This window comes from Sphingopyxis sp. 2PD (assembly GCF_005503695.1).
Taxonomy (GTDB): domain Bacteria; phylum Pseudomonadota; class Alphaproteobacteria; order Sphingomonadales; family Sphingomonadaceae; genus Sphingopyxis.
The window spans coordinates 272,579-297,844 of record NZ_SCMU01000003.1; the positions used below are offsets into that span (position 1 = coordinate 272,579).

Annotated in this window: 27 protein-coding genes and 1 tRNA gene; 17 read left to right on the forward strand and 11 right to left on the reverse strand. The window is 65.0% G+C overall.

The annotated features are described in order from the left end of the window. Positions 1 to 125 precede the first annotated feature (125 nt). Positions 126 to 590 carry a DUF1090 family protein gene (locus FFS18_RS04945; RefSeq protein WP_137869994.1) on the forward strand — a complete coding sequence of 155 codons (465 nt, stop codon included), beginning with the start codon at positions 126 to 128 and terminating at the stop codon, positions 588 to 590. A gap of 73 nt (positions 591 to 663) precedes the next feature. On the opposite strand, the gene FFS18_RS04950 is transcribed toward FFS18_RS04945, so the two are convergent. Then, entirely contained in the window at positions 664 to 1,122 is a 459-nt protein-coding gene (locus tag FFS18_RS04950; RefSeq protein ID WP_137869995.1) for an SH3 domain-containing protein, read from the reverse strand. Between the two features lie 137 nt (positions 1,123 to 1,259). Here FFS18_RS04950 and FFS18_RS04955 point away from each other — a divergent pair, with 137 nt between their 5' ends. Further along, positions 1,260 to 2,258 carry a 2-hydroxyacid dehydrogenase gene (locus FFS18_RS04955; protein WP_137869996.1) on the forward strand — a complete coding sequence of 333 codons (999 nt, stop codon included), beginning with the start codon at positions 1,260 to 1,262 and terminating at the stop codon, positions 2,256 to 2,258. A 112-nt stretch (positions 2,259 to 2,370) separates the two neighbouring features. Here FFS18_RS04955 and FFS18_RS04960 read toward each other — a convergent pair whose 3' ends face one another. The 3 genes from FFS18_RS04960 to FFS18_RS04970 all read right to left on the reverse strand — a co-directional run bounded on the left by FFS18_RS04960 (position 2,371) and on the right by FFS18_RS04970 (position 5,921). Next, positions 2,371 to 3,774, reverse strand: a complete 1,404-nt coding sequence (locus FFS18_RS04960) for an NAD(P)H-dependent flavin oxidoreductase (RefSeq protein WP_137869997.1) — start codon at positions 3,772 to 3,774, stop codon at positions 2,371 to 2,373. 102 nt (positions 3,775 to 3,876) lie between these two features. After that, positions 3,877 to 5,022, reverse strand: coding sequence for a glycosyltransferase family 4 protein (locus FFS18_RS04965; RefSeq protein WP_249340302.1), 1,146 nt, complete (start codon positions 5,020 to 5,022; stop codon positions 3,877 to 3,879). Then, positions 5,019 to 5,921, reverse strand: coding sequence for an alpha/beta fold hydrolase (locus tag FFS18_RS04970; protein ID WP_137869998.1), 903 nt, complete (start codon positions 5,919 to 5,921; stop codon positions 5,019 to 5,021). Before FFS18_RS04970 ends, FFS18_RS04965 begins: the two co-directional genes overlap by 4 nt. 155 nt (positions 5,922 to 6,076) lie before the next feature. Here FFS18_RS04970 and astD point away from each other — a divergent pair, with 155 nt between their 5' ends. From astD to FFS18_RS05000, 6 genes are all read left to right on the forward strand, one after another. Next, complete coding sequence (astD, locus tag FFS18_RS04975) at positions 6,077 to 7,522, forward strand: succinylglutamate-semialdehyde dehydrogenase (protein WP_137869999.1); 1,446 nt, start codon at positions 6,077 to 6,079, stop codon at positions 7,520 to 7,522. Between the two features lie 163 nt (positions 7,523 to 7,685). Further along, a complete protein-coding gene (cobA, locus tag FFS18_RS04980; protein WP_137870000.1) occupies positions 7,686 to 8,474 on the forward strand; it encodes a uroporphyrinogen-III C-methyltransferase in 789 nt (262 codons plus the stop codon). Next, positions 8,471 to 8,767, forward strand: a complete 297-nt coding sequence (locus FFS18_RS04985; protein ID WP_120215955.1) for a DUF2849 domain-containing protein — start codon at positions 8,471 to 8,473, stop codon at positions 8,765 to 8,767. Before cobA ends, FFS18_RS04985 begins: the two co-directional genes overlap by 4 nt. A gap of 1 nt (position 8,768) precedes the next feature. Beyond that, the gene (locus FFS18_RS04990) at positions 8,769 to 10,400 is read left to right on the forward strand and encodes a nitrite/sulfite reductase (RefSeq protein WP_137870001.1); all 1,632 of its coding nucleotides are present in this window, start codon (positions 8,769 to 8,771) and stop codon (positions 10,398 to 10,400) included. Then, on the forward strand, positions 10,393 to 10,806 hold the full coding sequence (locus FFS18_RS04995; RefSeq protein ID WP_137870002.1) for a DUF934 domain-containing protein: 414 nt from the start codon (positions 10,393 to 10,395) through the stop codon (positions 10,804 to 10,806). Before FFS18_RS04990 ends, FFS18_RS04995 begins: the two co-directional genes overlap by 8 nt. After that, on the forward strand, positions 10,799 to 11,602 hold the full coding sequence (locus FFS18_RS05000) for a phosphoadenylyl-sulfate reductase (RefSeq protein ID WP_120215952.1): 804 nt from the start codon (positions 10,799 to 10,801) through the stop codon (positions 11,600 to 11,602). The genes FFS18_RS04995 and FFS18_RS05000 overlap by 8 nt, the downstream gene beginning before the upstream one ends. 41 nt (positions 11,603 to 11,643) lie before the next feature. Here the strand turns inward: FFS18_RS05000 and FFS18_RS05005 are convergent, their stop codons facing one another. After that, a complete protein-coding gene (locus FFS18_RS05005; protein WP_137870003.1) occupies positions 11,644 to 13,143 on the reverse strand; it encodes a replicative DNA helicase in 1,500 nt (499 codons plus the stop codon). 130 nt (positions 13,144 to 13,273) lie between these two features. On the opposite strand from FFS18_RS05005, the gene FFS18_RS05010 reads away from it, so the two are divergent. The 7 genes from FFS18_RS05010 (at position 13,274) to FFS18_RS05040 (ending at position 18,203) form a co-directional block, all read left to right on the forward strand. After that, on the forward strand, positions 13,274 to 13,771 hold the full coding sequence (locus FFS18_RS05010) for a UPF0262 family protein (RefSeq protein WP_120215951.1): 498 nt from the start codon (positions 13,274 to 13,276) through the stop codon (positions 13,769 to 13,771). Between the two features lie 3 nt (positions 13,772 to 13,774). Then, entirely contained in the window at positions 13,775 to 14,527 is a 753-nt protein-coding gene (locus FFS18_RS05015) for a glycoside hydrolase family 25 protein (RefSeq protein ID WP_120215950.1), read from the forward strand. Then, positions 14,524 to 14,973: a cytidine deaminase gene (locus tag FFS18_RS05020; protein WP_137870004.1), complete on the forward strand. Its 450-nt coding sequence runs from the start codon at positions 14,524 to 14,526 to the stop codon at positions 14,971 to 14,973. Before FFS18_RS05015 ends, FFS18_RS05020 begins: the two co-directional genes overlap by 4 nt. Positions 14,974 to 15,011: 38 nt before the next feature. Further along, complete coding sequence (gene dcd / locus FFS18_RS05025; protein WP_077146023.1) at positions 15,012 to 15,566, forward strand: dCTP deaminase; 555 nt, start codon at positions 15,012 to 15,014, stop codon at positions 15,564 to 15,566. Between the two features lie 71 nt (positions 15,567 to 15,637). Next, positions 15,638 to 16,156, forward strand: coding sequence for a DoxX family protein (locus tag FFS18_RS05030; protein ID WP_137870005.1), 519 nt, complete (start codon positions 15,638 to 15,640; stop codon positions 16,154 to 16,156). Positions 16,157 to 16,225: 69 nt separating this feature from the next. Then, complete coding sequence (locus FFS18_RS05035; protein ID WP_137870006.1) at positions 16,226 to 17,395, forward strand: saccharopine dehydrogenase family protein; 1,170 nt, start codon at positions 16,226 to 16,228, stop codon at positions 17,393 to 17,395. Between the two features lie 7 nt (positions 17,396 to 17,402). After that, on the forward strand, positions 17,403 to 18,203 hold the full coding sequence (locus FFS18_RS05040; RefSeq protein WP_137870007.1) for an acyl-CoA thioesterase: 801 nt from the start codon (positions 17,403 to 17,405) through the stop codon (positions 18,201 to 18,203). Between the two features lie 36 nt (positions 18,204 to 18,239). Here FFS18_RS05040 and FFS18_RS05045 read toward each other — a convergent pair whose 3' ends face one another. The 4 genes from FFS18_RS05045 to FFS18_RS05060 form a co-directional block, all read right to left on the reverse strand. Next, a complete protein-coding gene (locus FFS18_RS05045) occupies positions 18,240 to 19,586 on the reverse strand; it encodes a sensor histidine kinase (RefSeq protein ID WP_249340303.1) in 1,347 nt (448 codons plus the stop codon). Beyond that, positions 19,583 to 20,317, reverse strand: a complete 735-nt coding sequence (locus tag FFS18_RS05050; RefSeq protein WP_137870008.1) for a response regulator — start codon at positions 20,315 to 20,317, stop codon at positions 19,583 to 19,585. The genes FFS18_RS05045 and FFS18_RS05050 overlap by 4 nt, the downstream gene beginning before the upstream one ends. A gap of 153 nt (positions 20,318 to 20,470) precedes the next feature. After that, complete coding sequence (locus FFS18_RS05055) at positions 20,471 to 21,076, reverse strand: EF-hand domain-containing protein (protein WP_137870009.1); 606 nt, start codon at positions 21,074 to 21,076, stop codon at positions 20,471 to 20,473. Between the two features lie 228 nt (positions 21,077 to 21,304). After that, positions 21,305 to 21,532 (reverse strand): hypothetical protein, encoded by a 228-nt coding sequence (locus tag FFS18_RS05060; protein WP_137870010.1) that lies wholly within the window; start codon positions 21,530 to 21,532, stop codon positions 21,305 to 21,307. A 195-nt stretch (positions 21,533 to 21,727) separates the two neighbouring features. Here FFS18_RS05060 and FFS18_RS05065 point away from each other — a divergent pair, with 195 nt between their 5' ends. Then, the gene (locus FFS18_RS05065; protein WP_120215942.1) at positions 21,728 to 22,219 is read left to right on the forward strand and encodes an FKBP-type peptidyl-prolyl cis-trans isomerase; all 492 of its coding nucleotides are present in this window, start codon (positions 21,728 to 21,730) and stop codon (positions 22,217 to 22,219) included. An 11-nt stretch (positions 22,220 to 22,230) separates the two neighbouring features. Here FFS18_RS05065 and FFS18_RS05070 read toward each other — a convergent pair. Next, positions 22,231 to 22,304 (reverse strand) — tRNA-Gly (locus tag FFS18_RS05070). Positions 22,305 to 22,405: 101 nt separating this feature from the next. On the opposite strand from FFS18_RS05070, the gene dinB reads away from it, so the two are divergent. Then, positions 22,406 to 23,536: a DNA polymerase IV gene (gene dinB, locus FFS18_RS05075; protein ID WP_137870011.1), complete on the forward strand. Its 1,131-nt coding sequence runs from the start codon at positions 22,406 to 22,408 to the stop codon at positions 23,534 to 23,536. A 39-nt stretch (positions 23,537 to 23,575) separates the two neighbouring features. On the opposite strand, the gene FFS18_RS05080 is transcribed toward dinB, so the two are convergent. Then, positions 23,576 to 25,174, reverse strand: coding sequence for a peptide chain release factor 3 (locus tag FFS18_RS05080; RefSeq protein ID WP_137870012.1), 1,599 nt, complete (start codon positions 25,172 to 25,174; stop codon positions 23,576 to 23,578). Positions 25,175 to 25,266: the final 92 nt, after the last annotated feature.

Genomic DNA, 25,266 nt, shown 5'->3' on the forward strand with positions numbered 1-25,266 from the left:
ACAAATTGCGACACTAATGTCCTGAAAATAAACGCGCCGTTCCGGAACAATTCAAATCGACTCTCGTAAATCTATCCTTGTCATCGGGCAGTCCCCTCCCCCTGACGGATTGAAAGGATAGACCTATGAAGACCAAGTTTCTGACCGTCGGCCTGATCGCCGCCATAATGGTACCTGCCGCCGCGCAGGCGCAGACCCGCGAAATCCGCGAAGACCGACGCGACGTGCGCGAAGAGCAGCGCGAACTGCGTCAGGCGCAGCGCTATGGCGACCGTGGCGACATTCGCGAAGAACGCCGCGAGCTGCGCGACGCCCGTCAGGACCTGCGCGACAGCAAGCGCGACTGGCGCCGCGACACGCGCTACCAGAATTACCGCGCGCCCTTCCGCTACCAGCAGTTCGCGGTCGGCGCGACGATCCGACCGAACTATTACGCACCGGCCTATCGCCCGGCGTGGGATAGCCGCTGGGGCGTGCCGCGCGCCGGTCGCAACCTGACCTATGTGCGTCACTATAATGACCTGCTGCTCGTCAACGAGCGCAACGGTCGGGTGATCAAGGTTTACCGCAACCATTTCCGGTGGCGCTAACCGCTAACGGCATCAGCCGACAGCCAAGGAAAGGTCGGGCGGGAAACCGTCCGGCCCTTTTCCATACAGGCGATCAATCGCCCCAGATATGATCGGTCTGGATCCAGCCCTTGCGGCCCTTGACGTCGAACAGGCACCAGCCAGCGTTGCATTCGGTGATCCGCCCGACAACACCCGGTTCGGCGCGATAGGCGATTGCGGCCGAAGCGCTGGCCTGTTCGCGCATCGGGCGAATATCCCCGGTCACGATCGCGGTCCGCGTGCGGCTGAGCAGCCGGGCCGCCATCCAGCCCTGCGTTCCGTCGGGGTCTTCGATCTTGCGCCATGTCTCGTGCCGCGCGACGACCTTGACCGGCAAATCCTTGCGCCGATATTCCCAGATCACCGGAACGTCGGGCGACGGCCCCTTGCGCATCCGCGCCTCATCGACGCTGATCGACGCCCAGTAGGGCAATACGGGATCGGACTGCGCCGCGGCCGGTCCTACGACGGCGAGCAGCGCGGCGGTTGCGAATATCAGGCGGCTGGTCATCATTCTGCCTTGTCAAACTCGGACCCGATATTCAACCGCTCGCCGCGCAAAAGGCTGCGTTCATCCCCAGCCTTTTCAAGCTTCTCTCTGCGTTCGCACCCTTGACCGTGGCGTCCCGGCGCGCTCTATCGGCCCCCATGCCCGATTCATCCCGCCCGAAACGCCCACGCGTCATCGTCACCCGCCAACTGATGCCGCATGTCGAGGCGCGCATGGCCGAATTGTTCGACGTCGCGCTGTCGGCGCACGACCACGCCTTTACCAAGGACGAGTTGAAGGCGGCGGTCGCCGACTGCGATGTGTTCGTCCCGACCGTAACCGACGAAATCGACGCCGATGTCATCGCGGCAGCGGGCGACCGGCTCAAGCTGATCGCCAATTTCGGCGCCGGGGTCGATCATATCGACCTCGCGGCGGCGCGCGCCAAAGGCATCATGGTTTCGAATACGCCGGGCGTGTTTACCGAGGATACCGCCGACATGACGATGGCGCTGATCCTGTCGGTGCCGCGGCGATTGGCGGAAGGCGAGAAACTGATGCGCTCGGGCCAATGGGCCGGCTGGGCGCCGAGCGCGATGCTGGGCCACCGCGTCGGCGGCAAATTGCTCGGCATCATCGGCATGGGGCGCATCGGGCTGGCCGTCGCCCGCCGCGCGCGGGCGTTCGGGCTGTCGATCCACTACCACAACCGCCGCCGCTTGCCCGAAGCAATCGAGGAGGAATTGGGCGCCAGCTATCATGCCAGCGTCGACACGCTGCTGCGGATCAGCGATGTCGTGACGATCCACTGCCCGCACACCGCCGAAACGCACGAGATGGTGAGTGCAGCGCGGATCGGGTCGATGAAACCCACCGCCTATCTGATCAACACCGCGCGCGGCGAGATCGTCGACGAAAAGGCGCTGATCGCTGCGCTCCAGACCGGGCGCATCGCCGGCGCCGGACTCGATGTGTACACGCACGAACCCGCGGTCGACCCCGCGCTGCTCGCGCTCGACAACGTGGTGCTGCTCCCGCACCTCGGCTCGGCCACGATCGAGGGGCGCGAGGCATCGGGTGAAAAAGTCATCGCGAACATCCGCGCCTGGTGCGACGGACATCGCCCGCAGGATCAGGTGCTGGAGGGATGGGCTTAGCAACCCGTCGCCCCCGCGGAAATGCGACCAGAGTCACGTGCCACTGGGCGCGGTCGCAATCGGCCTTGCGCAACATCTCCAGCGGCCCCCGCCTCTGCGGGGGCGACGCTCTTTAATCCCCCGTCAAAATCCGATCCACCAGCTGCTTCACCGTCGGGGTGAAGTTGTTCGAATAAAAGGGATCGGTCTTGAAATTGAACGCGGCATGGCCCGCGAACATCAGATTCTGTTCGGGATCGCCGCCATGCGCGATGTCCTGCAACGTCTTCTGGATACAAAAGCTGCGCGGGTCGGCGAGGTAGCCGGTGGTGTAGTCGTCATGATCCTTCCACGACGAAAAACCGCAATGCGACAGGCAGCCCATGCAGTCGGTCTGATCCTTGCGGATCACCGCCTTGTCGGCTTCGGTGACGAAAACCACCGTGTTATCGGGCGTCTTGAGCGCCTCGGTATAGCCCTCCGCCGCCCAATCGCGCGCGCGGGCGCGGTCGTGCGGGGTGACCCAGAAATTCTTGCCCTTCACCCCGACGTCGAGCTGGACGATATGGTCCCCCGCTTCCTGCTTCGAGTAAGGAATCTGGCGCTCCGAGCGCGCTTCGAGGTCGCGCAGGAAGGGCGTGCGCACCGCGCTCGAATAAAATCCGGTCGGCGAGAAGCGGTGGAGCAGCACGTCGCCGTCGTCGAGGGTGCGGAGGCGATCCTTCCACGCCTGTGGGATCGGGCTTTCTTCGGTCAACAGCGGGCGCGTGCCATATTGGAAAACGATCTGGCCCAGCTCGGGATTGTCGATCCAGTCGTTCCAGTCGCGCAGATACCAGACGCCGCCCGCCATCACGATCGGCACGCTGTCGGCGATCCCTTCTGCCTTCATGACGTCACGCAGCGCCTTCACGCGCGGGTACGGATCCTGCGGCACCAAGGGGTCCTCGGCGTTCGACAGACCGTTGTGGCCGCCAGCGAGCCAAGGGTCTTCATAGACCACCGCGCCCAACAGCTGCGGTACCTTGTGATAGGCGCGCTTCCACAGCGCGCGGAAAGCGCGCGCCGAGCTGATGATCGGCAGATACAGGACATTGTGGCGCTCGGCTATTTCGCTGAGCTTGTACGGCATCCCGGCGCCGCAGGTGACCCCGGCGATCTTCCCTTGGGTACGCGCCAGCACGCCTTCCAGGATTTGCTGTGCGCCGCCCATTTCCCAAAGCACGTTGATGTTGATCGCGCCCTTCCCGTCCGCGATTTCATAAGCGCGTTCGACCTGCGCGACCGCGCCTTCGATGCCGTAATGGATCAGTTCTTCGTGGCGTTCCTTGCGGGTGAGCGACTTGTACACCTGCGGCACAATCTTGCCCTCGGCGTCGTAGCTGTCGGCGTTGACTGCCGACACGGTGCCGATGCCGCCCGCCGCCGCCCACGCGCCGCTCGACATATGGTTGGTCGCCGACACGCCCTTGCCGCCCTCGACCAACGGCCAGACTTCGCGTCCGCCGTAAAGGATGGGCTTCAATCCTTTGAACATTTTATATCTCTTTCTCTCCACCGGCCGCCGTGTTTTGGGCCGGTCCCCGTGCCGGTTCCGTAAGCGGAAGCGCGCGGCGAAAGTCAATGGTTCCGCGGTGGTTCAGCCACCAAAGAGGCGGCGTCCGCCCAGCGCCCGACCATAGAGCTTTTCATAGGCAGCGACCATGATTGATTCGTCGAAACGGTCGGCAGCGACGCGCCGGTTCGCCTCGCCGATCCGGCGGCGCAGCGCGGCATCGGATGCAAGCTGCTCGATCCCTTTGCGAAAGGCAGCCTCGTCCGATGTGATGAAAGGCAGGTTTTCCGGCGCCACCATCGCACGTACGTCGCCGACGTCGAAGCTCGCCACCGGAAGCCCGGCGGCCATCGCCTCGATGACGGCGATCGGCGCCTGTTCGCTGAGCGAGGTCAGCGCGAGGATGTCGAAATGGCCGATCCAGCGATGGGGCGTGGGCATGAAGCCCGGGAGGACGAGATCATCGCCCCATCCACAAGCCATGGCTTCGGCCGCGATCGCAACGCGTTCCGGCCCTTCGCCGACGATCACGAGCCGCGCGTCGCCACGAAGATGCGCCGTTAGCTGGACGAGCCGGGTCAGATTCTTAACCTTGCGGAGCCCCGCAACGGTACCGATCACCACCCCTTCTTCGCCTTTGTCGAGCCCCGGAATCGGCATCGCGGGGGCGCCCGCATAGACCGCGACGTCGATGCCGTTGCGGATCAACACGGTACGCCGCCGCGCGCGCCATTCGTCGGCGGCAATGTGCTGCAGCAGTTCGGACGGCACGACCAACGCCTCGGCGGTCGGGAGCGCGAGGCGCCGGAAACTGTTGCGTTTCCAGTGGCGCCGGACGCTTTCATCCTCGTTGAACCCATCCTCATGGTGGATGAGCGGCGGCAGGTCGCGAAACGGCGCGAAAATCCGGTGCGCCATCACCCCGTCCATCGAACCCCAATTATAGCTGAGCACAAGGTCGAATTGCTGCATGAAGCGCGCCAGGTCGCGGTACCGCGCCAGCCCCGGCTTGCCATGCAGCGGCGGCGCCCTATCGTCCGGAAATTCGACATCGATGGCGGGATCGATCGCATCGCGGGCGCCGAGCGCGTCGGGGACGGCCGACAGGATCGTGTGCCGCGCGCGCGGCCCCATCAGGTTCATCAGGCGGACGGCGCGCGCCTCCTTTCCGCCCAGCGAAAAACTGGAATGAAGGTGCAACAGGCGCAGAGGCGTATTCGCGCCGATCACGCGGCGGGCAAGTCGCTCAGCCAGGCGTCGATCGCAGCGAGAGCTTCGGGTTCGTCCATCGTCGGCGCATGACCGACCCCCGGAACCTCGACAAAGCGCGCCTGCGGCAGCGCGGCGACCATCTTCTCTCCCGCCGATCGCGCCAATATGTCGGACAATTCGCCGCGCAGGATCAACAGCGGCACATCGCCCAGCGCGTGATACACGGGCCACAGGTCGAACGCGCCCTCCCCGCCCGGCGCGCGCAGCGGCGCCGCGATCTGCTTGTCATAATCGGTAACGATGCGGCCTTCGGGGGTCAGGCGGTGGGTGCGCTTGGTCAGCCGCAACCAGTCGTGAACGCCATAGTGCGGGTAAATCGCACCGTTCAGTTCGGCAAAGGCGCGCGCCGCGTGCATCCATGTCGGCTGGCTGCCCCCGGCGCCGATATAGTCGCGGATCCGGTCAAGCCCCGCGGTCTCTAATTCGGGGCCGACGTCGTTCAGCACCGCGCCGACCAACCGCCCGGGCAGCGTCGCCGCCATCAGCATCGACACCAGGCCGCCGAGCGACGTACCGATCGTTGCAAACCGATCAATGCCCAGTTCGTCGAGCAGCGCGACGACATCCTGAACATAGGTGAGCGGGATATAGGTCATCGGGTCCTTGGCATAGGCGCTCTCGCCGCGCCCACGAAATTCGATCACGATCGCCTTGCGGTGCTGCGCAACGTGCGGCGCCAGCATTTCGAAATCCCGCGCATTCCGCGCCAGCCCCGGCATGCACAGCACCGGCGGCGCGCTCTCTGCCGCTTCAGGCCCGGCATAGATGCGCGCGTGCAGTCGCACGCCGTCGCCCGACCACCAATATTGGTCCGACCAGTCGCGGCGCCCGTCCTGCTTTGCGTCGTGCTTGGCCAATATGGCTCGTCCCCTTGGCTGATGTCCCTGGCGTGCCGTCCGCGGGAGTCGTCCGTGTCTATCGCCAACCAGACCGCGCGGCGCAAGCGATCCGTCGTACCATCGCGCCGCACAGGTTGCCGCCACCCGCTTTCGCCGATAAGAGCGGGGTGACCATGAGCGATGCCCTGCTTTCCTTCGAACCCGCAACCGGTGAAGAACTGTGGCGCGGCGCGGTCAGCAACGTCGATGATGAAGTCGCGACCGCGCGCGCGGCTTGGCCTGCATGGGCCGCCAAGCCCGTTGCCTTCCGCACCGAAACGCTGCGCCGCTTCGCCGACCGGGTGAAGGCGGAGGGTGAAGCGCTCGCCGACCTGATCGCGCGCGAAACCGGAAAACCGCTCTGGGAAGCTCGAACCGAAGTCGAATCGGTGGTGAACAAGGTCAATATTTCGGTCACCGCCTATGCCGAGCGCACCCCCAATCGGCGGATCGAGGGCGCGATGGGGCTGCGCAATGCGGTACGCCACAAACCGCATGGCGCGCTCGCGGTGCTCGGTCCCTATAATTTCCCCGCGCATCTGCCGAACGGCCATATCGTCCCGGCGCTGATCGCGGGCAATTCGGTGCTGTTCAAACCATCGGAAAAGACCCCTGCGGTCGGCGCCAAGCTGGTCGAGCTTTTTCACAGCGCCGGGGTGCCACCCGAGGTACTGCGGCTGATTGTCGGCGGCCCCGACACCGGCAAGGCGCTCGCTGGACACGCAGGCATCGACGGGCTGCTGTTCACCGGCTCGGCGCGCACCGGACTCGCGCTCAACCGCCAGTTCGCCGACCAGCCGGGCAAGATGCTCGCGCTCGAAATGGGCGGCAACAATCCGATCGTCGTGTGGGACACCGCCGACATCCGCACGGCGGCGATTCTTGTCGTTCAGTCGGCCTTCCTCAGCGCCGGGCAACGGTGCAGCAACGCGCGGCGGCTGATTGTACGCGACAGTCTGGCCGACGCGCTGCTCGAAGAGGTCAAGACACTCGCGAGCCGCTTGATCGTCGATCACCCGCACGCCGACCCCGCGCCTTACATGGGGCCGGTTATCGACAATGAGGCCGCCGACCATCTGACCGAAAGCTTCCTGATCCTGATGTCGAACGGTGGCCAGGTGATCCGTCACATGACGCGGCCGATCGCCGGGCGCCCGTTCCTCACCCCCGGCATCATCGACGTGACGGGCATGCCCGAACGCCCCGACATCGAATTGTTCGGGCCTTTGCTGCAAGTGATCCGCGTCGACAGTTTCGAGGCGGCGATTGCCGAGGCGAACAATACCGCGTTCGGCCTTTCGGCCTCGCTGATCGGCGGAACGCCGCAGCTGTACGACCAGTTCTGGGCCAATGCGCGCGCTGGGGTGATCAACTGGAACCGCCCGACCAACGGCGCCTCGTCCGCAGCGCCTTTTGGGGGCATCGGCCTGTCGGGCAACCATCGCCCGAGCGCCTTCTACGCAGCGGACTATTGCGCCTATCCCGTCGCGTCGTCCGAAAGCGATACCATGCGTGCATCGATCGGCGTGGGATTGCGCGATCCTGAAGGGTCGCAGCTTGTGACGAAGAAATATCTCTGAATGGCCCTCGTCACCCCGGACTTGATCCGGGGTCCAATCCAGCAGCGAAGCCATGGACCCCGGATCAAGTCCGGGGCGACGAAGCCTTGGGGCAATTTTACCTACACCCCCGTCAACAAAGCCTGCTTTGCGCTTTCCGGGTACGTGAACCATCTTCGCCAGCATGGAAAAGACTCTCCCCTCTGCTGGCAAACTCTGGCTCGTCGGCGCCGGTCCGGGTGACCCCGATCTGCTGACGCTGCGCGCCGCGCGGCTGCTGGCGAGCGCGGATCTGGTCGTTCATGACGGGCTGGTCGGCGAAGGCGTGCTTGCGCTGATCCCGCCGCATGTCGAACGCATCTCGGTCGCCAAGCAGCGCAGCCGCCACACGATGAAGCAAGAGCTGATCAACGCACTGCTCGTCCGCGAGACGCTGGCGGGCAAGCAGGTCGTGCGACTCAAGGGCGGCGATCCGTTCATATTCGGAAGGGGCGGCGAAGAACTCGACGCCGCGCGCGAAGCGGGCATTGCCTGTGAAGTCGTCCCCGGCATCACCGCCGCCGCGGGCTGCGCCGCGCAGGCGGGCCTCCCCCTCACCCACCGCGAAGACGCCAGCGCGGTCAGCTTTGTTGCGGGCCAGTGCAAGGATTTGAGCGACCAGGACTGGTCGGGGCTTGCGGGGCATGGCCGCACCCTCGTCATCTACATGGGCCTCGCGAGCGCCAACGCCATCGCCGACAAGCTCATCGCCGACGGCGTGTCGCCCGACCTGCCCGTCGCGGTAATCGAGCGCGGTACCACCAAGGATGCGCGCGTACTCCGCACCTTGCTCACCGACCTTGGCGACCTCGTCGTGCGCGAAAAGGTCGCGAGTCCGGCGCTGATCGTCGTCGGCAAGGTCGCCGCGCGGGCCGATGCGCTGGATTGCCTGGGCGCTCCGGGCATCACCGAAATTATGGGGAATTTTGCATGAAACTGTTGACCGGCAACGACCTGAAAACGGGCTTCGTGACTTGGTGGACTGGCACCGACTGGTCGCTGCACATCGAGGACGCCGCCGATGTCGGCGAAGCTGGCGAAGCGATCCTTGCCGTCGAAGAAGCCGCGCGCCGCGTCAATGCGCCCTATATCATCGCCGGAGAGCAAACCGCCGATGGCCCGCGCCCCGCGCATATCAAGGACCGCATCCGCGCGCTCGGCCCCACTGTGCGTCCCGACCTGACACTGAAACCCGCCGATCCCGCGGCCGGCGACTGGGTGATCTGACATGTATAAATATGACGAATATGACCATGCGATGGTCGCCGCCCGCGTCGCCGAGTTCAGCGATCAGGTGAAGCGCCGCCTCGCCGGTGAAATCACCGAGGACCAGTTCAAGCCGCTGCGCCTGATGAACGGCCTCTACCTCCAGCTCCACGCCTATATGCTGCGCGTCGCGGTGCCCTATGGCACGCTCGACAGCCGCCAGATGCGGATGCTCGCGCATATCGCGCGCAAATATGACCGCGATTACGGCCATTTCACCACCCGCCAGAATATCCAGTATAACTGGATCAAACTGGAGGACGCGCCCGCGATCCTCGAGGATCTGGCCTCGGTCGAGATGCACGCCATCCAGACCAGCGGCAATTGCATCCGCAACATCAGCTCGGACCAATGGGCGGGCGCCGCTGCCGACGAGATCACCGATCCGCGCCCGTGGGCCGAATTGCTCCGCCAATGGTCGAGCTTCCACCCCGAATTCAGCTATTTGCCGCGCAAGTTCAAGATTGCGGTGATCGCCGCCGCAGAAGATCGCGCCGCGATGCGGCTGCACGATATCGGCATCCAGATCATTGAGAAGGACGGCGTCCACGGCGCCGCCTTCTACGTCGGTGGCGGCATGGGCCGCACGCCGATGATCGCGCCGCTGATAAAGGATTTCGTGCCGCTCGAAGATATGCTCAGCTACACCGAGGCGTGCCTGCGCGTGTACAACCGCTACGGCCGCCGCGACAATATCTACAAGGCGCGGATCAAGATCCTGATCCACGAACTCGGCGCCGACGAATATCGCCGCCAGGTCGAGGAAGAATGGGCGCATGTGAAGTCGTTGGGCATCGACCCGCCCAAGGCGGAATTCGACCGTATCGCCAAGCAGTTTGCGCTGCCCGCGCTCGACGCATCGGCGCCTGACGCGATCGACCGCAGTGATCCCGACTTCGCCGTATGGGTCGACCAGAATGTCGCCGCGCACAAGGTGCCGGGCCATGCGATCGTCAACATCAGCCTGAAGCCCGTCGGCGGCATTCCCGGCGACGCCGGCTCGGCGCAGATCGACCTGATGGCCGACCTCGCCGAGAAATACAGCCACGACGAACTGCGCGTCACGCACGCCCAGAACATCGTGTTGCCGCACGTCCGCAAGGCCGATCTCTACGCCATCTGGCAGGAGCTCGATGCTGCGGGGCTCGCGACGCCGAACCTCGACCTGATCAGCGACATCATCGCCTGCCCGGGCCTCGATTATTGCAGCCTCGCCAATGCGCGCTCGATCCCCGTCGCGCAAAAGATCGCGACACGCTTCTCGGACCTCGGCCGCCAGAAGGAACTCGGCGAGCTCAAGCTCAAGATTTCGGGCTGCATCAACGCGTGCGGGCATCACCACGCCGGCCACATCGGCATCCTTGGCGTCGACCGTAAGGGCACCGAAAACTACCAGCTTTTGCTCGGCGGATCGGGCGCGGAGGACGTCAGCCTCGGCACGATCACCGGCCCCGGCTTCGACGAGGACGGCATCGTCGACGCGATCGAACGCGTCACCGACAAATATCTCGCCGAACGCACCGAAGGCGAGCGCTTCGTCGACACTTTCCGCCGCGTCGGCATGGCCCCCTTCAAGGAGGCGATCTATGGTTGAGCATCTGCATAGCGACGGCGAGGAACCCTGCGTCACCCTCGACGCCTTCCTCCAGCAATCGAACGCAACCGCGGTGCGGCTCGAACCCGACGAGGACGCGCGCGCGCTGATCCCGCATCTCGACCGGCTTGCGCTGATCGAGGTTGCGTTCCCGAAATTCCGCGACGGCCGCGGCTATTCGTCGGCGCGTATCCTGCGCGAGGCGGGCTATACCGGCGAACTGCGCGCACAGGGCGACGTCCTCGTCGACCAGATCGCTTATATGAAGCGCTGCGGATTCGACACCTTCGCGCCCGAAAAGGCGCTCAACCCCGCCGATGTCGAGGCGGCGCTGAGCCGCTGGCCCGAACATTATCAGACCGCCGCCGACGGCGCGGTGCCGATATGGAAGCTGAGGCATGGCTGACGTGAAACACTCTCTCCCCAGAGCAAGCGAAGACCGCACCCGCGACCGCATCGACGTCGCGCCGCGCTTCACCCAGGCCGACGTCATCCGCCTGAACAACTTGTTCCGCGGGCAGGACGCCGCCGAAGTCGTCGCGAGCGTGATCGGCGCCGGATTGCTCGGCGAGACGGCGATCGTTTCCAGTTTTGGCGCCGAAAGCGCCGTCCTGCTGCACCTTGTCGCGCAGGTAGCGCCCGACATGCCGGTGCTGTTCCTCGACACCGGCAAGCATTTCCCCGAAACGCTCGCGTACCGCGACGAGTTGGCGGTGCGCCTAGGGCTCAATATCGTCAACCTGACGCCCGATGCCGACGATCTGGCGAAGAAAGACGCGACCGAGCTGCGCTGGTCCTACGATCCCGACGGCTGCTGCGAAATCCGCAAGGTCAAGCCGCTCGAAAAAGCGCTCGCCGACTTCGACACCTCGATCACTGGACGCAAGGGCTTCCAAGCCGCGACGCGGACCGGCCTGCCGCGGTTCGAGCTCGACGGCACCACCGGCCGCCTGAAATTCAACCCGCTCGCCAACTGGACGCGCGAGGATCTCGATGCCTATTTCGCGGCGCACGATCTGCCGCGCCATCCGCTGGAGGCGCAGGGCTATCCGTCGATCGGCTGCTCGCCCTGCACGTCAAAGGTTCGCCCGGGCGAAGATCCGCGCTCGGGGCGCTGGCGCGGCTGGGACAAGACCGAATGCGGTATCCATGACGCCGTGTCGCCGATCGGCGAGGATCCGGCGAACGACCCGGCGTTCTGACAGTCGATCAACCCGGCAAGGACCGGATTGACCGACGACCTCTACTCATAATCCTCATAGGCCATGCCATTATCGGCAAGGTCGCTGAACTTCGTGATGTGCGATTCAAAGCGCAGCCGGATGCGCCCGGTCGAACCGTGGCGCTGCTTCGCGACGATCAGCTCGGCGGTGCCGTGCACCCGCTCCATCTTCTCGTGCCAGTCCATATAGGCCTGTTGCAGCTTCGTATCATTCTGGTCGGGTTCCTGCGCGGCGAGGTAATAATCCTCGCGGAACACGAACATCACCATATCGGCGTCCTGTTCGATCGAGCCCGATTCGCGCAAATCCGAGAGCAAGGGACGTTTATCTTCGCGTTGCTCGACCGCGCGGCTGAGCTGCGACAAGGCCATCACCGGGACATGCAATTCCTTTGCCAGCGTCTTGAGACCGCGCGAGATTTCGGAAATTTCCTGAACGCGATTATCTCCGCCTTTGGACGTCCCCTGAAGCAGCTGGAGGTAATCGACGATGATAAGCCCGATGCCGTGTCGGCGCTGCAGGCGCCGCGCGCGCGTTCGCAGGCCCGCGATGGTAAGCCCCGGCGTATCGTCGATGAACAGCGGCAGCGTCTGGAGTTGCTGCGCCGCGCGCGAGAGCTTTTGAAACTGCTCCTTGCTGATCTTGCCCATGCGCAGCGCTTCGCCCGACACTTCCGACTGTTCGGCGAGCACGCGCGTCGCGAGCTGGTCGGCGGACATTTCGAGGCTGAAAAAGGCGACCTTGGCGCCCATATTCTTTTCGGGCGGGATGCCGTCGGCTTCGTCGCGGCGGTACCGCTCGGCGGCATTATAGGCGATATTGGTGGCGAGCGAGGTCTTGCCCATGCCCGGACGGCCCGCGAGGATCATCAAGTCCGAATTATGCATGCCGCCGATCTTGGCGTTCATGCTGGAAAGGCCCGTGGTGACGCCTGACAGATGGCCGCCCGAATTCAGCGCGCGCTCCGCCCCGTCGAGCGCCATTTTCGACGCCTGGCTGAAGCTTTTGACCGTCCCCATCTCGGCCTCGCCGCCCGCAACGCGATAGAGCGCGGTTTCCGCTTCCTCGATCTGCGCCTGCGGATCGACGCGCTCGCTGGTGTCGAGCGCATTGTCGACGAGCACCCGGCCGACCCCGACCAGTTCGCGCAGCAGCGCAAGATCGAAAATCTGCCGCGCAAAGTCGCGCGCGCCGATCAGACCCGCGCCGCTTCCGGTCAGCTGCGCCAGATAACCGGGACCGCCGACCGCCTTCATCGCTTCGTCGGCCTCGAAATAAGGCTTCAAAGTCACGGGGGTCGCGATGCTGTTGCGTTCGATCAGCGCCATCGCCTGCTGAAAGATACGGCCGTGCAGCGGTTCGAAGAAATGATCGGGCGTCAGCGCGACGGGCAGATCCTCGACGACTCGGTTGTCGATCAGGATCGCGCCGAGAAACGCGGCCTCGGCCTCGATATTTCGGGGTAATTGGCGCTCATCCCCGGCGGTGACCGGGGTCGGAATCAGGGCTAGCTCTGGCATGGCGACCCTCATGCGGTGCCGCTTCGCGCGGCGCAACAGGCGATGCCGTGCAGGCTATCATAACTGTGGGTTGCTGTGAATAAGTCCCCCCCTTGCCCTTCGGCCCGGTGCAAGTAGAAGCACAGGCAGCATGGCTGACGCAGACCCTTCCAAACAGCGGATCATTTCGGTCGAACTCGACGAGGGTTCGATCGTGTGGCGCAATCCCGACGTCGAACAGGAACGCCGCGTCGCGATCTTCGACCTGATCGAGGACAATAAATTCGTGCCGCAGCGCGGCCACCCCGACGGTTATGCCGGCCCGTACCGTCTGATGCTGCGCGTCGAGGACGGGCGACTGATCTTTGAAATCAGCCGCGAGGATGGCTCACCTCTCGAAGCGATCATCCTGGGTCTGGGGCGTTTTCGCCGTCCGATCCGCGATTATTTCGCGATTTGCGACAGCTATTATCAGGCGATCAAGACCTCGACCGCGCAGCAGATCGAGACCGTCGATATGGCGCGCCGGGCGTTGCATAACGAAGCCGCCGAAATGCTGATGGACCGGCTCGACGGCAAGATCGCGGTCGACTTCGACACCGCGCGGCGATTGTTCACGCTGATCTGCGTCCTCCACATCAAGGGCTGACGGGTGGCGACGGGGGCGATCAAGAGCAACAGGGCCGGAAAAGGCGGTGGTTGGCGCGAAGCGGTCGCACGAACGCTGCGGCGGATCGGCGCCGCGATCGTGCTGTTGCTGCTCGCGGCAGGCCTGTCGCTATGGTGGGCTGCGCGCTGGACCCCCGACCGTGCAGCCTTTCCGACGCAAGGTGTGACGATCGACGCCGACAATGGCGATGTCCAATGGGGGTCGATCAAGGCGGCGGGTGCCGATTTCGCCTATGTGATGGGAACCGATGGCAGCCGCGGCATCGACGCCAAATTCGCCCGCAATATGGCGGCGGCGCGCGAGGCAGGCGTACAGGTCGGCGCGATCCATCGTTACAGCCTGTGCCAGCTCGCGACCGATCAGGCCGCCAATTTTATCCGCCATGTCCCGCGCCGCGCCGACGCGCTGCCCGCCGTGGTTTGGCTCGACTATGACGATCGCTGCCCCGACCGCCCGACGCGCGCGCTGCTCTTGTCCGAACTCGCGACCTTTCTGGCGCAGATCGAGGCGCATATGGGCAAGCGCAGCCTGATCGCGCCCGGTCCGGCGTTCGAGAGCGACTATAAGGTGACGCAGGGGATCGCGCGGACGATCTGGCTGCGCCGCGATTTCTTCGAGCCCGATTATGGCGCCCACCCCTGGGCGATGTGGCAGGCGAACGACTATGTCCGCCTGTCGGGCGCCGATGGGACCGTCGGCTGGAACGTCGTCCGCCCGGAAGGAAATGAACCATGACTGAAACCCGTGACGAACTGATCGCCGCCGCCCGCGACGCCGCGCGCCGGGCCTATGCCCCTTATTCGGGCTTTCACGTCGGAGCAGCACTGCTGCTCCGGAACGGCGACGTCGTCACCGGCGCCAATGTCGAAAACGCCAGCTACGGCCTGACGCTGTGCGCCGAAACCGCCGCGGTCGCCAAGATCGCGAATGAGGGCTGGATCGGTGAACTCGCCGAGGTCGCGATCATCGGCGGGCGCCCCGACGGTGACGACCTGCGCGGAACCGATCCGGTCAATCCGTGCGGCCGCTGTCGCCAGGTCTTGAACGAAGCCGCCGAGCGGTCGCAAACCGACATCCTTGTCCATTGCGCATCGGGCGATGGCAGCGCGGTCAAGACGTACAAGCTCAGCGAACTGCTTCCCGCGGCTTTCGGGCCAAAGGATCTCGGCCTCATCGACTGACCGCTTGCGCAAGCCCCACAGGACCGACAAGAGACACCATGGCCATTCTTTCCGACCGCTGGATTCGCGAAGCCGCCCGGACGCAGGGCATGATCGAACCCTTTGTCGAGGCGCAGCGCCGCGACGGGTGTATCAGCTATGGCCTGTCATCCTACGGCTATGATGCGCGCGTCGCGCCCGAGTTCAAGATTTTCACCAACGTCGATTCGACGATCGTCGATCCCAAGGATTTCGATCCCAAGAATTTCGTCGATCGCGAAACGGACGTCTGCATCATCCCGCCGAACAGTTTTGCGCTAGCCCGAACGGTCGAGTATTTCCGCATCCCGCGCGACGTCCTCGTCATCTGCCTCGGCAAGTCGACCTATGCGCGCTGCGGCATCATCGTGAACGTCACCCCGCTCGAACCCGGCTGGGAGGGGCATGTGACGCTGGAATTTTCCAACACCACCCCGCTGCCCGCCAAGATTTACGCCAATGAAGGCGCGTGCCAGTTCCTGTTCCTCCAGGGCAACGAACCGTGCGAGACGAGCTACGCCGACCGCGCGGGCAAATATATGGGGCAAAAGGGTGTGACCCTGCCCAAGCTGTAAAGCGGAACCTCCGTCGCTGCGGCGCGTCCTCCTTGCACAAGCGGACGGGGCATCGTTTGGAGGATCGACGCATGTCCATGATCGCTGTCTTTATCGGCCGCCTCTTCATTTCACTGATTTTCATCGTGTCGGGGATCAACAAGCTGATCCACGTCAACGATACCAACGCGATGATCACCGCCGCGGGCCTGCCCGCGGGCCTCGCCATCCCGACCGGGCTGTTCGAGCTGATTGCGGGGGTTTGCATCGCACTCGGCATCGCGGTGCGTTTGTGGTCGGTGCTGCTTGCGGGCTTTGTCCTCGCGACGATCCTGTTCTTCCACCGCGAATTTACCGACCCGATGCAGGCGATGGCGGCGATGAAGAATCTGGCGATCGCGGGCGGCTTGCTCGCGCTGTTCGGTTATGGTCACACGCGTTGGAGCTATGATGCGCTGCGCCAGCGCCGCCGCGACGAACTAGCGGCGCGCGATGCGCAGCTGCGCGCAAGCGAAGCCGAAGTTCGCGCCGCACGCGCCGAGGGCCGCGCCGAAGCGGCGGCGGTCGGCGAGCCGGTGGTGATTCAAAAACGACCGTTCTGGCGCCGCTGACGCTTGGCGCTTGGCATCCAAGCCACGCTGCGCTAGCCTCCCTTTACGTTTACGTAAAGGGAGGCATTTATGGCCAGCCGCGAATTTGACATCATCGTCTATGGCGCCACCGGCTTCACCGGTCGGCTCGTTGCTGAATATCTGACGCAGCATTATGGGGGCAGACCGGACGCGCCGAAATGGGCGATGGCGGGGCGTAGCCTCGACAAGCTTGCCGAAGTACGTGACCTCATCGGCGCCCCCGCTGATACGCCGCTGGTCGTCGCTGACGCCAGCGATCCCGCGAGCCTCGATGCGATGGCCGCTAGCACGCAGGTCGTGCTTACCACCGTCGGCCCCTATCAGCTTTACGGCAGCGAACTTGTCGCCGCCTGCGTCAAGGCGGGCACCGCCTATGCCGACCTCTGCGGCGAACCCGGCTGGATGCGCGAGATGATCGACGTGCACGAGGGTGCGGCGAAGGCATCGGGCGCGCGCATCACCTTCAGCTGCGGCTTCGATTCGATACCCTTCGACCTTGGCGTCCATTTCCTGCAGGCCGAGGCCGTGAAGCGCCGCGGCAAGCCCGCGCCGCGCGTCAAGGGCCGGGTCCGCAAGATGGCGGGCGGCGCATCGGGCGGCACCATCGCCAGCCTGACCGAAACGCTGAAGGCCGTCGCCAAAAAGCCCTCGCTCGCGCTGCTGCTCAAATCCTCCTTCGCGCTGACCCCGGGGTTCGAGGGTCCGTCGCAACCGACCGGCCTGTTCCCCGAATATGACAGCGCCACCGGCACCTGGACCGCACCGTTCGTGATGGCGCCGATCAACACCAAGAATGTCCACCGCACCAACTTCCTGCTTGGACATCCGTGGGGCGCCGATCTGGTGTATGATGAGATGGTGATGACGACGATCGGCGATGCCGGAAAAGCAATGGCGGAAGCGATGGCGAAGGCAAACCCGTTCGGCGAATCGAAGCTCAAACCCGGCGAAGGACCGAGCAAGGAAGAACGCGAGAACGGCTTCTACGACATATTGTTCATCGGCGAATATCCCGACGGCACCACGGTTCGTGCCAGCGTGCAAGGCGACCGCGATCCCGGCTATGGCTCGACGTCGAAGATGCTCGCCGAGACCGGCATGGCCCTGCTCGCAAACAAAGGCGCTGGCGGTGTGTGGACGCCGGGGGCACTGCTCGGCGACGCGCTGATCGCGCGGCTGACCGAGCACGCCGGACTGACCTTCCGGATCGAGGAATAACCGCAAAATGACCACCTCTCCCAGCGCGCTCGACGCGCTGCTATCGACGCTGCGCACCGAAGACGGCGTGGCAAAGGCACATATCGACGACGGCTGGATGCAGGGTCGCACCGCCTATGGCGGGATCAGCTCGGCGGTCGCACTCGCCGGTACGATGGCGCTCCACCCCACCGACACGCCGCTGCGCTATGCGCAGATCAGCTTTGTCGGCCCGGTCGGCGGCGACTGCACCGTAAATACCCGTGTGCTGCGCCAATCGAAATCCTCGCTGTTTGTCGACGTCGGCGTGTCGAGCGACGCAGGTTTCGGTACGGCGGCGGTCTTTGCTTTTTCGCCCGATCGCCCAAGTCACCTCGACCATAATCGGCTGGCGATGCCCGACGCACCCGCGCCCGAAACGCTGGCGCCCGTTCCCGAACATCATGCGCGCCCCGCCTTCACCCGCCATTTCGACATGCGTCCGACCACCGGCCCACGCTTTGCATGGAAAAGCGAGGTCGGCGAATATCTGACCTGGGTCCGCTTTGTCGAAGAGCCCGCATGTCATCCCGCCGTCGCGCTGCTCGCGATGGGCGACGCCCTGCCGCCCGCTGCAATGGCGCTGTTCAGCGAGTTCGGGCCGATCAGCTCGATGAACTGGACGGTGAACATGCTGACCGCCGATCCGCGAACAGACGATGGTTGGTGGCTGCTGTCGGCCAAGACCGGCTATGCCTGCCACGGCCTGTCGGTACAGGACATGATGCTGTGGAACCGCGCCGGAGAGCCAGTGCTGAGCGGTAGTCAGGCGATCGCGATTTACGCTTGACCCACCTGTCGCCCCCGCGAAGGCGGGGGCGACGAACTACGCTGTCGGCAACGTGACCACCGCATCCAGCCCACCGGGAGCGCGATTGACCAAGGTAAGCGCCCCGCCCTCGCCCTCTGCGATGTCGCGCGCGATCGACAGGCCCAGTCCCGACCCGCCTGTCGCCCGGTTGCGCGACTGCTCACCGCGCGCGAAGGGTTCGACCAGCGTCCGGATCTGCTCGTCGGACAGGCCGGGGCCGTCGTCCGACACGATGATCCGCACCGCACCCGGCGCGCGCTCGACCGACAGGCGCGCACGCACCCCATAAGCCGCGGCATTGTCGATCAGGTTGCGGAGCGCGCGGCGCAGCAGCAACGGACGCGCCAGCACCGCAGCGTCGACGGCTGCCGCCACGGCCACATCCTTGCCGCGTTCGCGATAATCCGCGGCCAGTTCTTCGACCAGTCCGCGCAGCGCCACCGGCTCGCGCCCCTCGGTTCCCGCGCCCGACCGCGCCAGCGCCAATATGTCGGTCAGCATCGCCGCCATTTCCTCGATCGACGCAATCATCTTGTCACGCAGTGCGTCGTCGTCGACCTGCTCGACCCGCACCCGCAGGCTGGCGAGCGGGGTTCGCAGGTCGTGACCGACCGCGCCGAGCATCCGGTCCTTGTCCGACAGCATCGTCGCGATCCGGCTGCGATAGGCGTTGAAAGCGATGATCAGGTCGCGAACGTCGGATGGCCCCTCCTCTTCCAGCGGCGTCGCGTCGCGCAGCGCCGGATTGGATCGGGCCGCGCGGGTCAGATCACGCAGCGGCGCCGCAGCGCGCCAGGCGATGACCATGATCGGTATGAGCAGCAGCAGATAGAGCGACAGCGTCTGCCAGACCAGAAAGCCCTGCAAGCGATTGCCGCTGGTCGGAATACGACCGCGCACCGCGATGTAACGGCCATCGATCTGGGCCGACACGATGACGGTCCTGCCGGGAATATTGGCTCGCAGCCGCGGTCGCTGTGGCAATGCCCACGCATCGACCGACTCGGCGGTGACGTCCGCCTCGCCAAGCAATTTTTCGACATAATCGGCAAGATCGGGCAGCGGGACGGCCCCCGTCGGCAACGGCAGCGGCCGGTCCGAAACCACAAGTTTCTGGGCGCGGTTGGGACGTCCATGCTCCCCCGACCGCTCATCCTGTTGCGGCGGCAATTCCCCGCGCCGGGCGCGGTCGACCGCATCGATAATCCGCGCCACCGCCATGCCGCCGCCATGCGCCAGCGTCTGCTGGCTCTGGCCGCGCACGAGCAGGGCAAAATTGATCGCTTGCGCGGCGAACAGCATCAGCGCCACAGCAAGGACCAGCTGGCCGATCAAGCTGCGCGGCCACAACCGAATTTTCACGCCGCCGGTCCCATCCGCTTGACTTCGCAGGCCAGCGTGTAGCCGCCGCCCCACACCGTCTTGACGATCTGCGGGTGCGCCGCGTCCACCTCGATCTTCTTGCGCAGGCGGCTGACGAGATTGTCGATCGCGCGGTCGAAAATTTCGGCCTCGCGCCCGCGCACCAGGTCGAGCAACCGGTCGCGGCTCATCACCTGCCGCGGATGGCGGACCAGCGCGTGAAGCAAATGATATTCGCCCGATGACAGCGCCACTTCATTGCCCTGGCTATCGACCAGCACCCGTTCGACTTCGCGCAGCACCCAGTCGGCAAAGGCATAGCTGGTTCCGCCGGGATCGAGCACGCGCCCGCCCTGCTGCGTCCGCCGCAGCACGGTGCGGATGCGCGCCACCAACTCGCGCGGGTTGAACGGTTTGACAACATAATCGTCGGCGCCGATCTCCAGCCCGATGATCCGCTCGGTATCCTCGGCGCGCGCGGTCAGCAGTATAACGGGAATGGCGCTGTTCTCGCGTAGGTGGCGAGTCAGCGACAGACCGTCCTCGCCGGGCATCATGATGTCGCTGACGACCAGGTCGATCGACTGGGCACGCAACACCGATCGTGCCTCGGCGGCGCTCGCAGCGGCGGTCGCCGCAAAGCCTTGGGCGATCAGATATTCGGTCAGCGGCTCAAGGATCGACGGTTCGTCGTCGATCAGCAGGATGCGCGGGTTATGGTTGTCGGTCATTGTCGATCCGCTGAAAACGCCAAAGTCGGAACGCTAGTTCGCCCACCGGTCGAACGACCGATGGGCGATAGCTGGCAGGGACCAGCCGCAAAGGCAATGCCGGGAGGGGGGAAGTAAGCCTGCCCGTCGCCGCCGATCCCTGCCAAATGCCAATTAGCTGGCGGGAGCGGCGGGTGCCGCACGCTTGGCGCGCCATTCGCTGCGCTGCGCCTTGCGTTCATCGGCGGTCACCTGGCCATCCTTGTTGGCGTCCGCCGCATCGAAGCGAGCCAGCGCGGCAACCTGGAATTCGGCTTGGCTGATCGCCTTGTCGCCATTGGTGTCGGCCTTGGCCATCATGCCGCCGTGCATGGCATGGCGCGCGCCACGCTTGCCATGACCGCGCATGCCGTGACGTTTGCCGTCGCCGGCTTCGCCAGCCTCGGCGCGTTTGGCGACGCGCTCTGCACGCTTGGCGGCCCGTTCGGCGTCCTGGTTGGTCCATTCGGCCTGGCTGATGCTGCCATTACCGTCGGCGTCGAGGCTGGCGAATTTCTTGGCCTGCATCTCGGCGCGCTTCGCTGTCCGATCGGCAGCGTCGATCTTGCCGTCCTTGTTGTAATCCATCTTGGCGAACCGCTCGGCGGCATGCGCCTGCGCCTCTGCGCGCGATAGCGTGCCGTTACCGTCGGTGTCGGCCTTGGCGCCGCCGGGGGCAGCCAGAACGGGCGCAGCAATCAACGCGGCGCCCAGCGTCAAAAACGAAATCTTCTTGTACATGGTACGAACTCCTTCAGGGGACCGATCCGGGGGATGACCGGATCCCGATGAAGGCGTTGTAGGCGTCATTTGTCCCAGCCACTTGCCGGATCGGCGCAAAATTGTCGCAAATTGTCGCAGTTCGGCGGCGCCGTTCATTTTCGCGCAAACCGCCGAAGCCTTGCGCGCAAAGTGTATGGGGGCGCGCACTACCCATGCGCGCACCCGTTCCAATACCAACAGCGTCGGTTACGGACTGACCGGCGAATCCTCGTCATCGTCGGAAATCAGGACGATGGCGGTGATCCCGGCGAGCAAACCGACCAGACCGATGATCCAGCTCGAATCGCCTTCAAGACTGCTTTCGCCAGCAACGTACGATGGCGCCCGCACACCGACCGCTGCGGATGCCGCGACCGGCGCCAATACGGCTGACGATGCCGCCAGCGCGATGACTAGCTTTTTGGCCATATGCATTTCATTCTCCATCGATTGAGCAGAAGGGGGTGAACCCGATCAACGACCCGGCAGCGCCGATTGATCCCAACGGGGGCGGCGTTCGTCGCGTTAATCTGACGGGTCGGCGGGGCGGCGGCGGCACGGCGGGGTCGATCGGGGGTTGCTCGCCGCGCACGTCCGGGCTTATGCGGCGCCAAGACAACAGGAGACATTATGGCCGCATCGCTACCCCTTCGCCTGCTACTGACCGCCGCCAGCCTGGGCCTTTTCCTGCCCGCGGCGGTCGCCGCTGAGCCCACGCAAGGGACCGCCTGGCTCAACCGCCAGATGGCCGCGCTGTCCGAACGCAATGGTGCGGACGGTTGGCACGTCACCCCCAGCGGCCTCCGCTGGCGCCGCATCGCGGGCGACGGCAGCGGCGCGCACCCCGCCCCCACCGACGTCGTCACGGTGCACTATGTCGGCACGCTCGCTGATGGACAGGAGTTCGACAGCTCGATCAAGCGCGGCACGCCGACCAGCTTTCCGCTCAATCGCGTCATTCCAGGCTGGCAGGAAGGCGTGGGACTGATGGGCGTCGGTGACAAGGTCGAACTCGCGATCCCCTACCAGCTCGCTTATGGGCCCGAAGGAAAAGGCCCGATCCCGGGCGCCGCGACCCTGCTGTTCACGGTCGAGTTGCTGGGCATTGAATCGGCGAAGTAAGAAAAGGAACATGGAGCGGGTAGCGGGAATCGAACCCGCCTAGCTAGCTTGGAAGGCTAGAGCATTACCACTATGCTATACCCGCTCACCCAAGGTCGGCGGCGATTGCCAGTTTGCCCCATCTTCGTCAAGCCCGGCGTCGTGCGCATCGTTGAGAACATCATGGCAACATGCTAAAGCTGCGCGGTGCACGACGACGCGGACCTCAACCCCGGTGACGGCGCGGACGCCTCTGTTCGCAAGATCATCCATGTCGACATGGACGCCTTTTACGCGTCGGTCGAGCAGCGCGACGATCCGGCACTGCGCGGGCAGCCGGTCGCGGTCGGCGGATCGTCGCGGCGCGGCGTCGTCGCGGCGGCAAGTTACGAGGCGCGCAAGTTCGGGGTGCGGTCAGCGATGCCGAGCATCACCGCGAAGCGCCAGTGCCCGGCGCTGATCTTTGTCCCGCCGCGGTTCGAGGTGTACCGCGACATCTCGAACCAGATCCGCGCGATCTTTCGCGACTATGCCGACGAGGTCGAACCGCTGTCGCTCGACGAGGCCTATCTCGACGTCAGCGCCGACAAGATGGGTTTGGGCAGCGCAACCGCGACCGCCAGGCTGATCCGCCGCCGTATCCGCGAGGAAACCGGCCTGACTGCGTCTGCCGGCGTTTCCTATAACAAGTTCATCGCCAAGCTGGCGTCCGACCAGAACAAGCCCAACGGACTGACCGTGATCCCGCCGGGCAAGGGCGCCGCGTTCGTCCAGACATTGTCGATCCGCCGTTTTCACGGCATCGGGCCGGTGACAGCGGCGAAGATGGAAGGGCTTGGGGTCTTTTCAGGCGCCGATCTCGCGGCAAAAGACCCGCTGTGGCTGGCCGAGAATTTCGGCAACAGCGCCGAATGGCTGTTCAACCTGGCGCGCGGTATCGACCATCGGCGGGTCAAATCGAACCGCCCGCTGAAGTCGCTGGGTGGCGAGCGCACCTTTTTCAACGACCTGATCACCGATACCGAAATCCGCGAGGCACTGGCGCATGTCTGCATCGTCGTGTGGGACCGCGCCGCGAAGAGAGGCGCGCGCGGGCGGACGGTCACGCTGAAGCTGCGCTACGCCGATTTCCGGACGATCACTCGGGCGAAATCGGTGGCGGCGCCGATATTGGACGGCGCCGCGTTGCTGGCGGCGGGCGAAGCGATCCTGGCGCCGCTGCTACCGACCGAACAGGGCATACGCTTGCTGGGGCTGACGCTCAGCAAGTTCGAGGGCGAAGATGATGAGGATGAGGCCGAGACGGCGGGGCCGACCGATCTGTTGAGTCTGATCTGACCGACACCGTCGCCCCCGCCTTCGCGGGGGCAACGGACTCTATTCCGCCAACGCCCCTAATCGCCGTTCCTTGGTCGCGGTGAAGCGAATGTCGGGATTGCGCTGCGTGATATAGCCCACTTCCCAGCCGTCCTTCGCCATGAACACCGGCGCGCCGTCGCGATCGGTGGCGCTCGCACCGCGATGTTCGGACTGGAACGCCTTGAGCTTGGCGGCGTCGTCGCTGGCGATCCAGCGCGCGGTTTCCCAAGGCGACTGCTCCAGTTTCGCCTCGACCTTATATTCCACGTCGAGGCGGCTGATCAGCACTTCGAGCTGCAACTGGCCGACCACCCCGACGATCATGTTCGATCCGATTTCGGGGTAGAAAACCTGGATGATCCCCTCCTCCGCCATATCGTCGAGCGCCTTGCGGAGTTTCTTGGTCTGCGTCGGATCAACGAGCGCGACGCGGCGCAGCAGTTCGGGGGCGAAATTGGGCAGCCCTGTGATCGTGATGTCGGTGCGTTCGGACAGCGTATCGCCGACGCGGAGCGTGCCGTGGTTGGGAATGCCGATGATGTCACCGGGAAAGGCCTCCTCGGCCATTTCGCGGTCCTGCGCCAGGAACAGCATCGGGCGGCTGATCGCGATCGCCTTGCCCGTTCCGCCCTGCATCAGGCGCATCCCGCGTTCGAACTTGCCCGAACAGAGGCGCATGAAGGCGATGCGATCGCGGTGCGCGGGGTTCATATTGGCCTGCACCTTGAACACGAAACCGGTCACCGCGCTGTCCGTTGGCTCGACCGGTGCCGGTTCGGCGGGCTGTGGCTGCGGCCCCGGGGCGTGGTTCGCCAGCGCCGCGAGCAGGTCGGCGACACCGAATTCCTTGAGCGCCGACCCGAAATAGACCGGCGTCAGATCGCCATTCCGATACGCCGCCGCGTCGAACTCGGCATAGCAGGCCGATGCCAGCTCGGTTTCTTCCTTGAGGTGCGCGAGCGCGTCGGCGCTGATCTCGGCGGCCAGCGCCGGGTCATCCAGCCCCGTCACCTTGGCGCGGTGCCCTTCATACATGCGCGACGCATCGGCGCCCGGTTTCATGATCGCCGGGTCCACGAGATCGTAGATTCCTTCGAACTGCCCGCCCATCCCCGCGGGCCAGTTCATCGGGGTCACGTCGAGCGCCAGCCGGTCGGCAACCTCGTCGAGCAATTCGAACGGCGGCAGCCCTTCGCGGTCGACCTTGTTGATGAAGGTGATGATCGGCACCGAACGCAGGCGGCACACTTCGAACAGTTTCAGCGTCTGCGGCTCGATGCCCTTGGCGGCGTCGATCACCATCACCGCGCTGTCGACCGCGGTCAGGGTGCGATAGGTATCCTCGCTGAAATCCTCGTGCCCCGGCGTGTCGAGCAGGTTGAATACCAGCCCGGCATGTTCAAAGGTCATCACCGACGAGGTCACCGAAATCCCGCGCTGCTGCTCGATCTTCATCCAGTCGGAGCGCGCACGCCGCGCTTGCCCGCGTGCCTTGACCTCGCCGGCGATATGGATCGCGCCGCCCGCGACGAGCAATTTTTCGGTCAGCGTCGTCTTGCCCGCGTCGGGATGCGAGATGATGGCAAAGGTGCGGCGTTCGGGATGCTTCTGGGACATGGCGGGCGCCTAGCAGCGGCGCGGCAATGTGGAAAGGGGCTGGTGCAATGCAGCAATCTTGCCGTGTCCCGGATGGCGATCGCGTGACCACC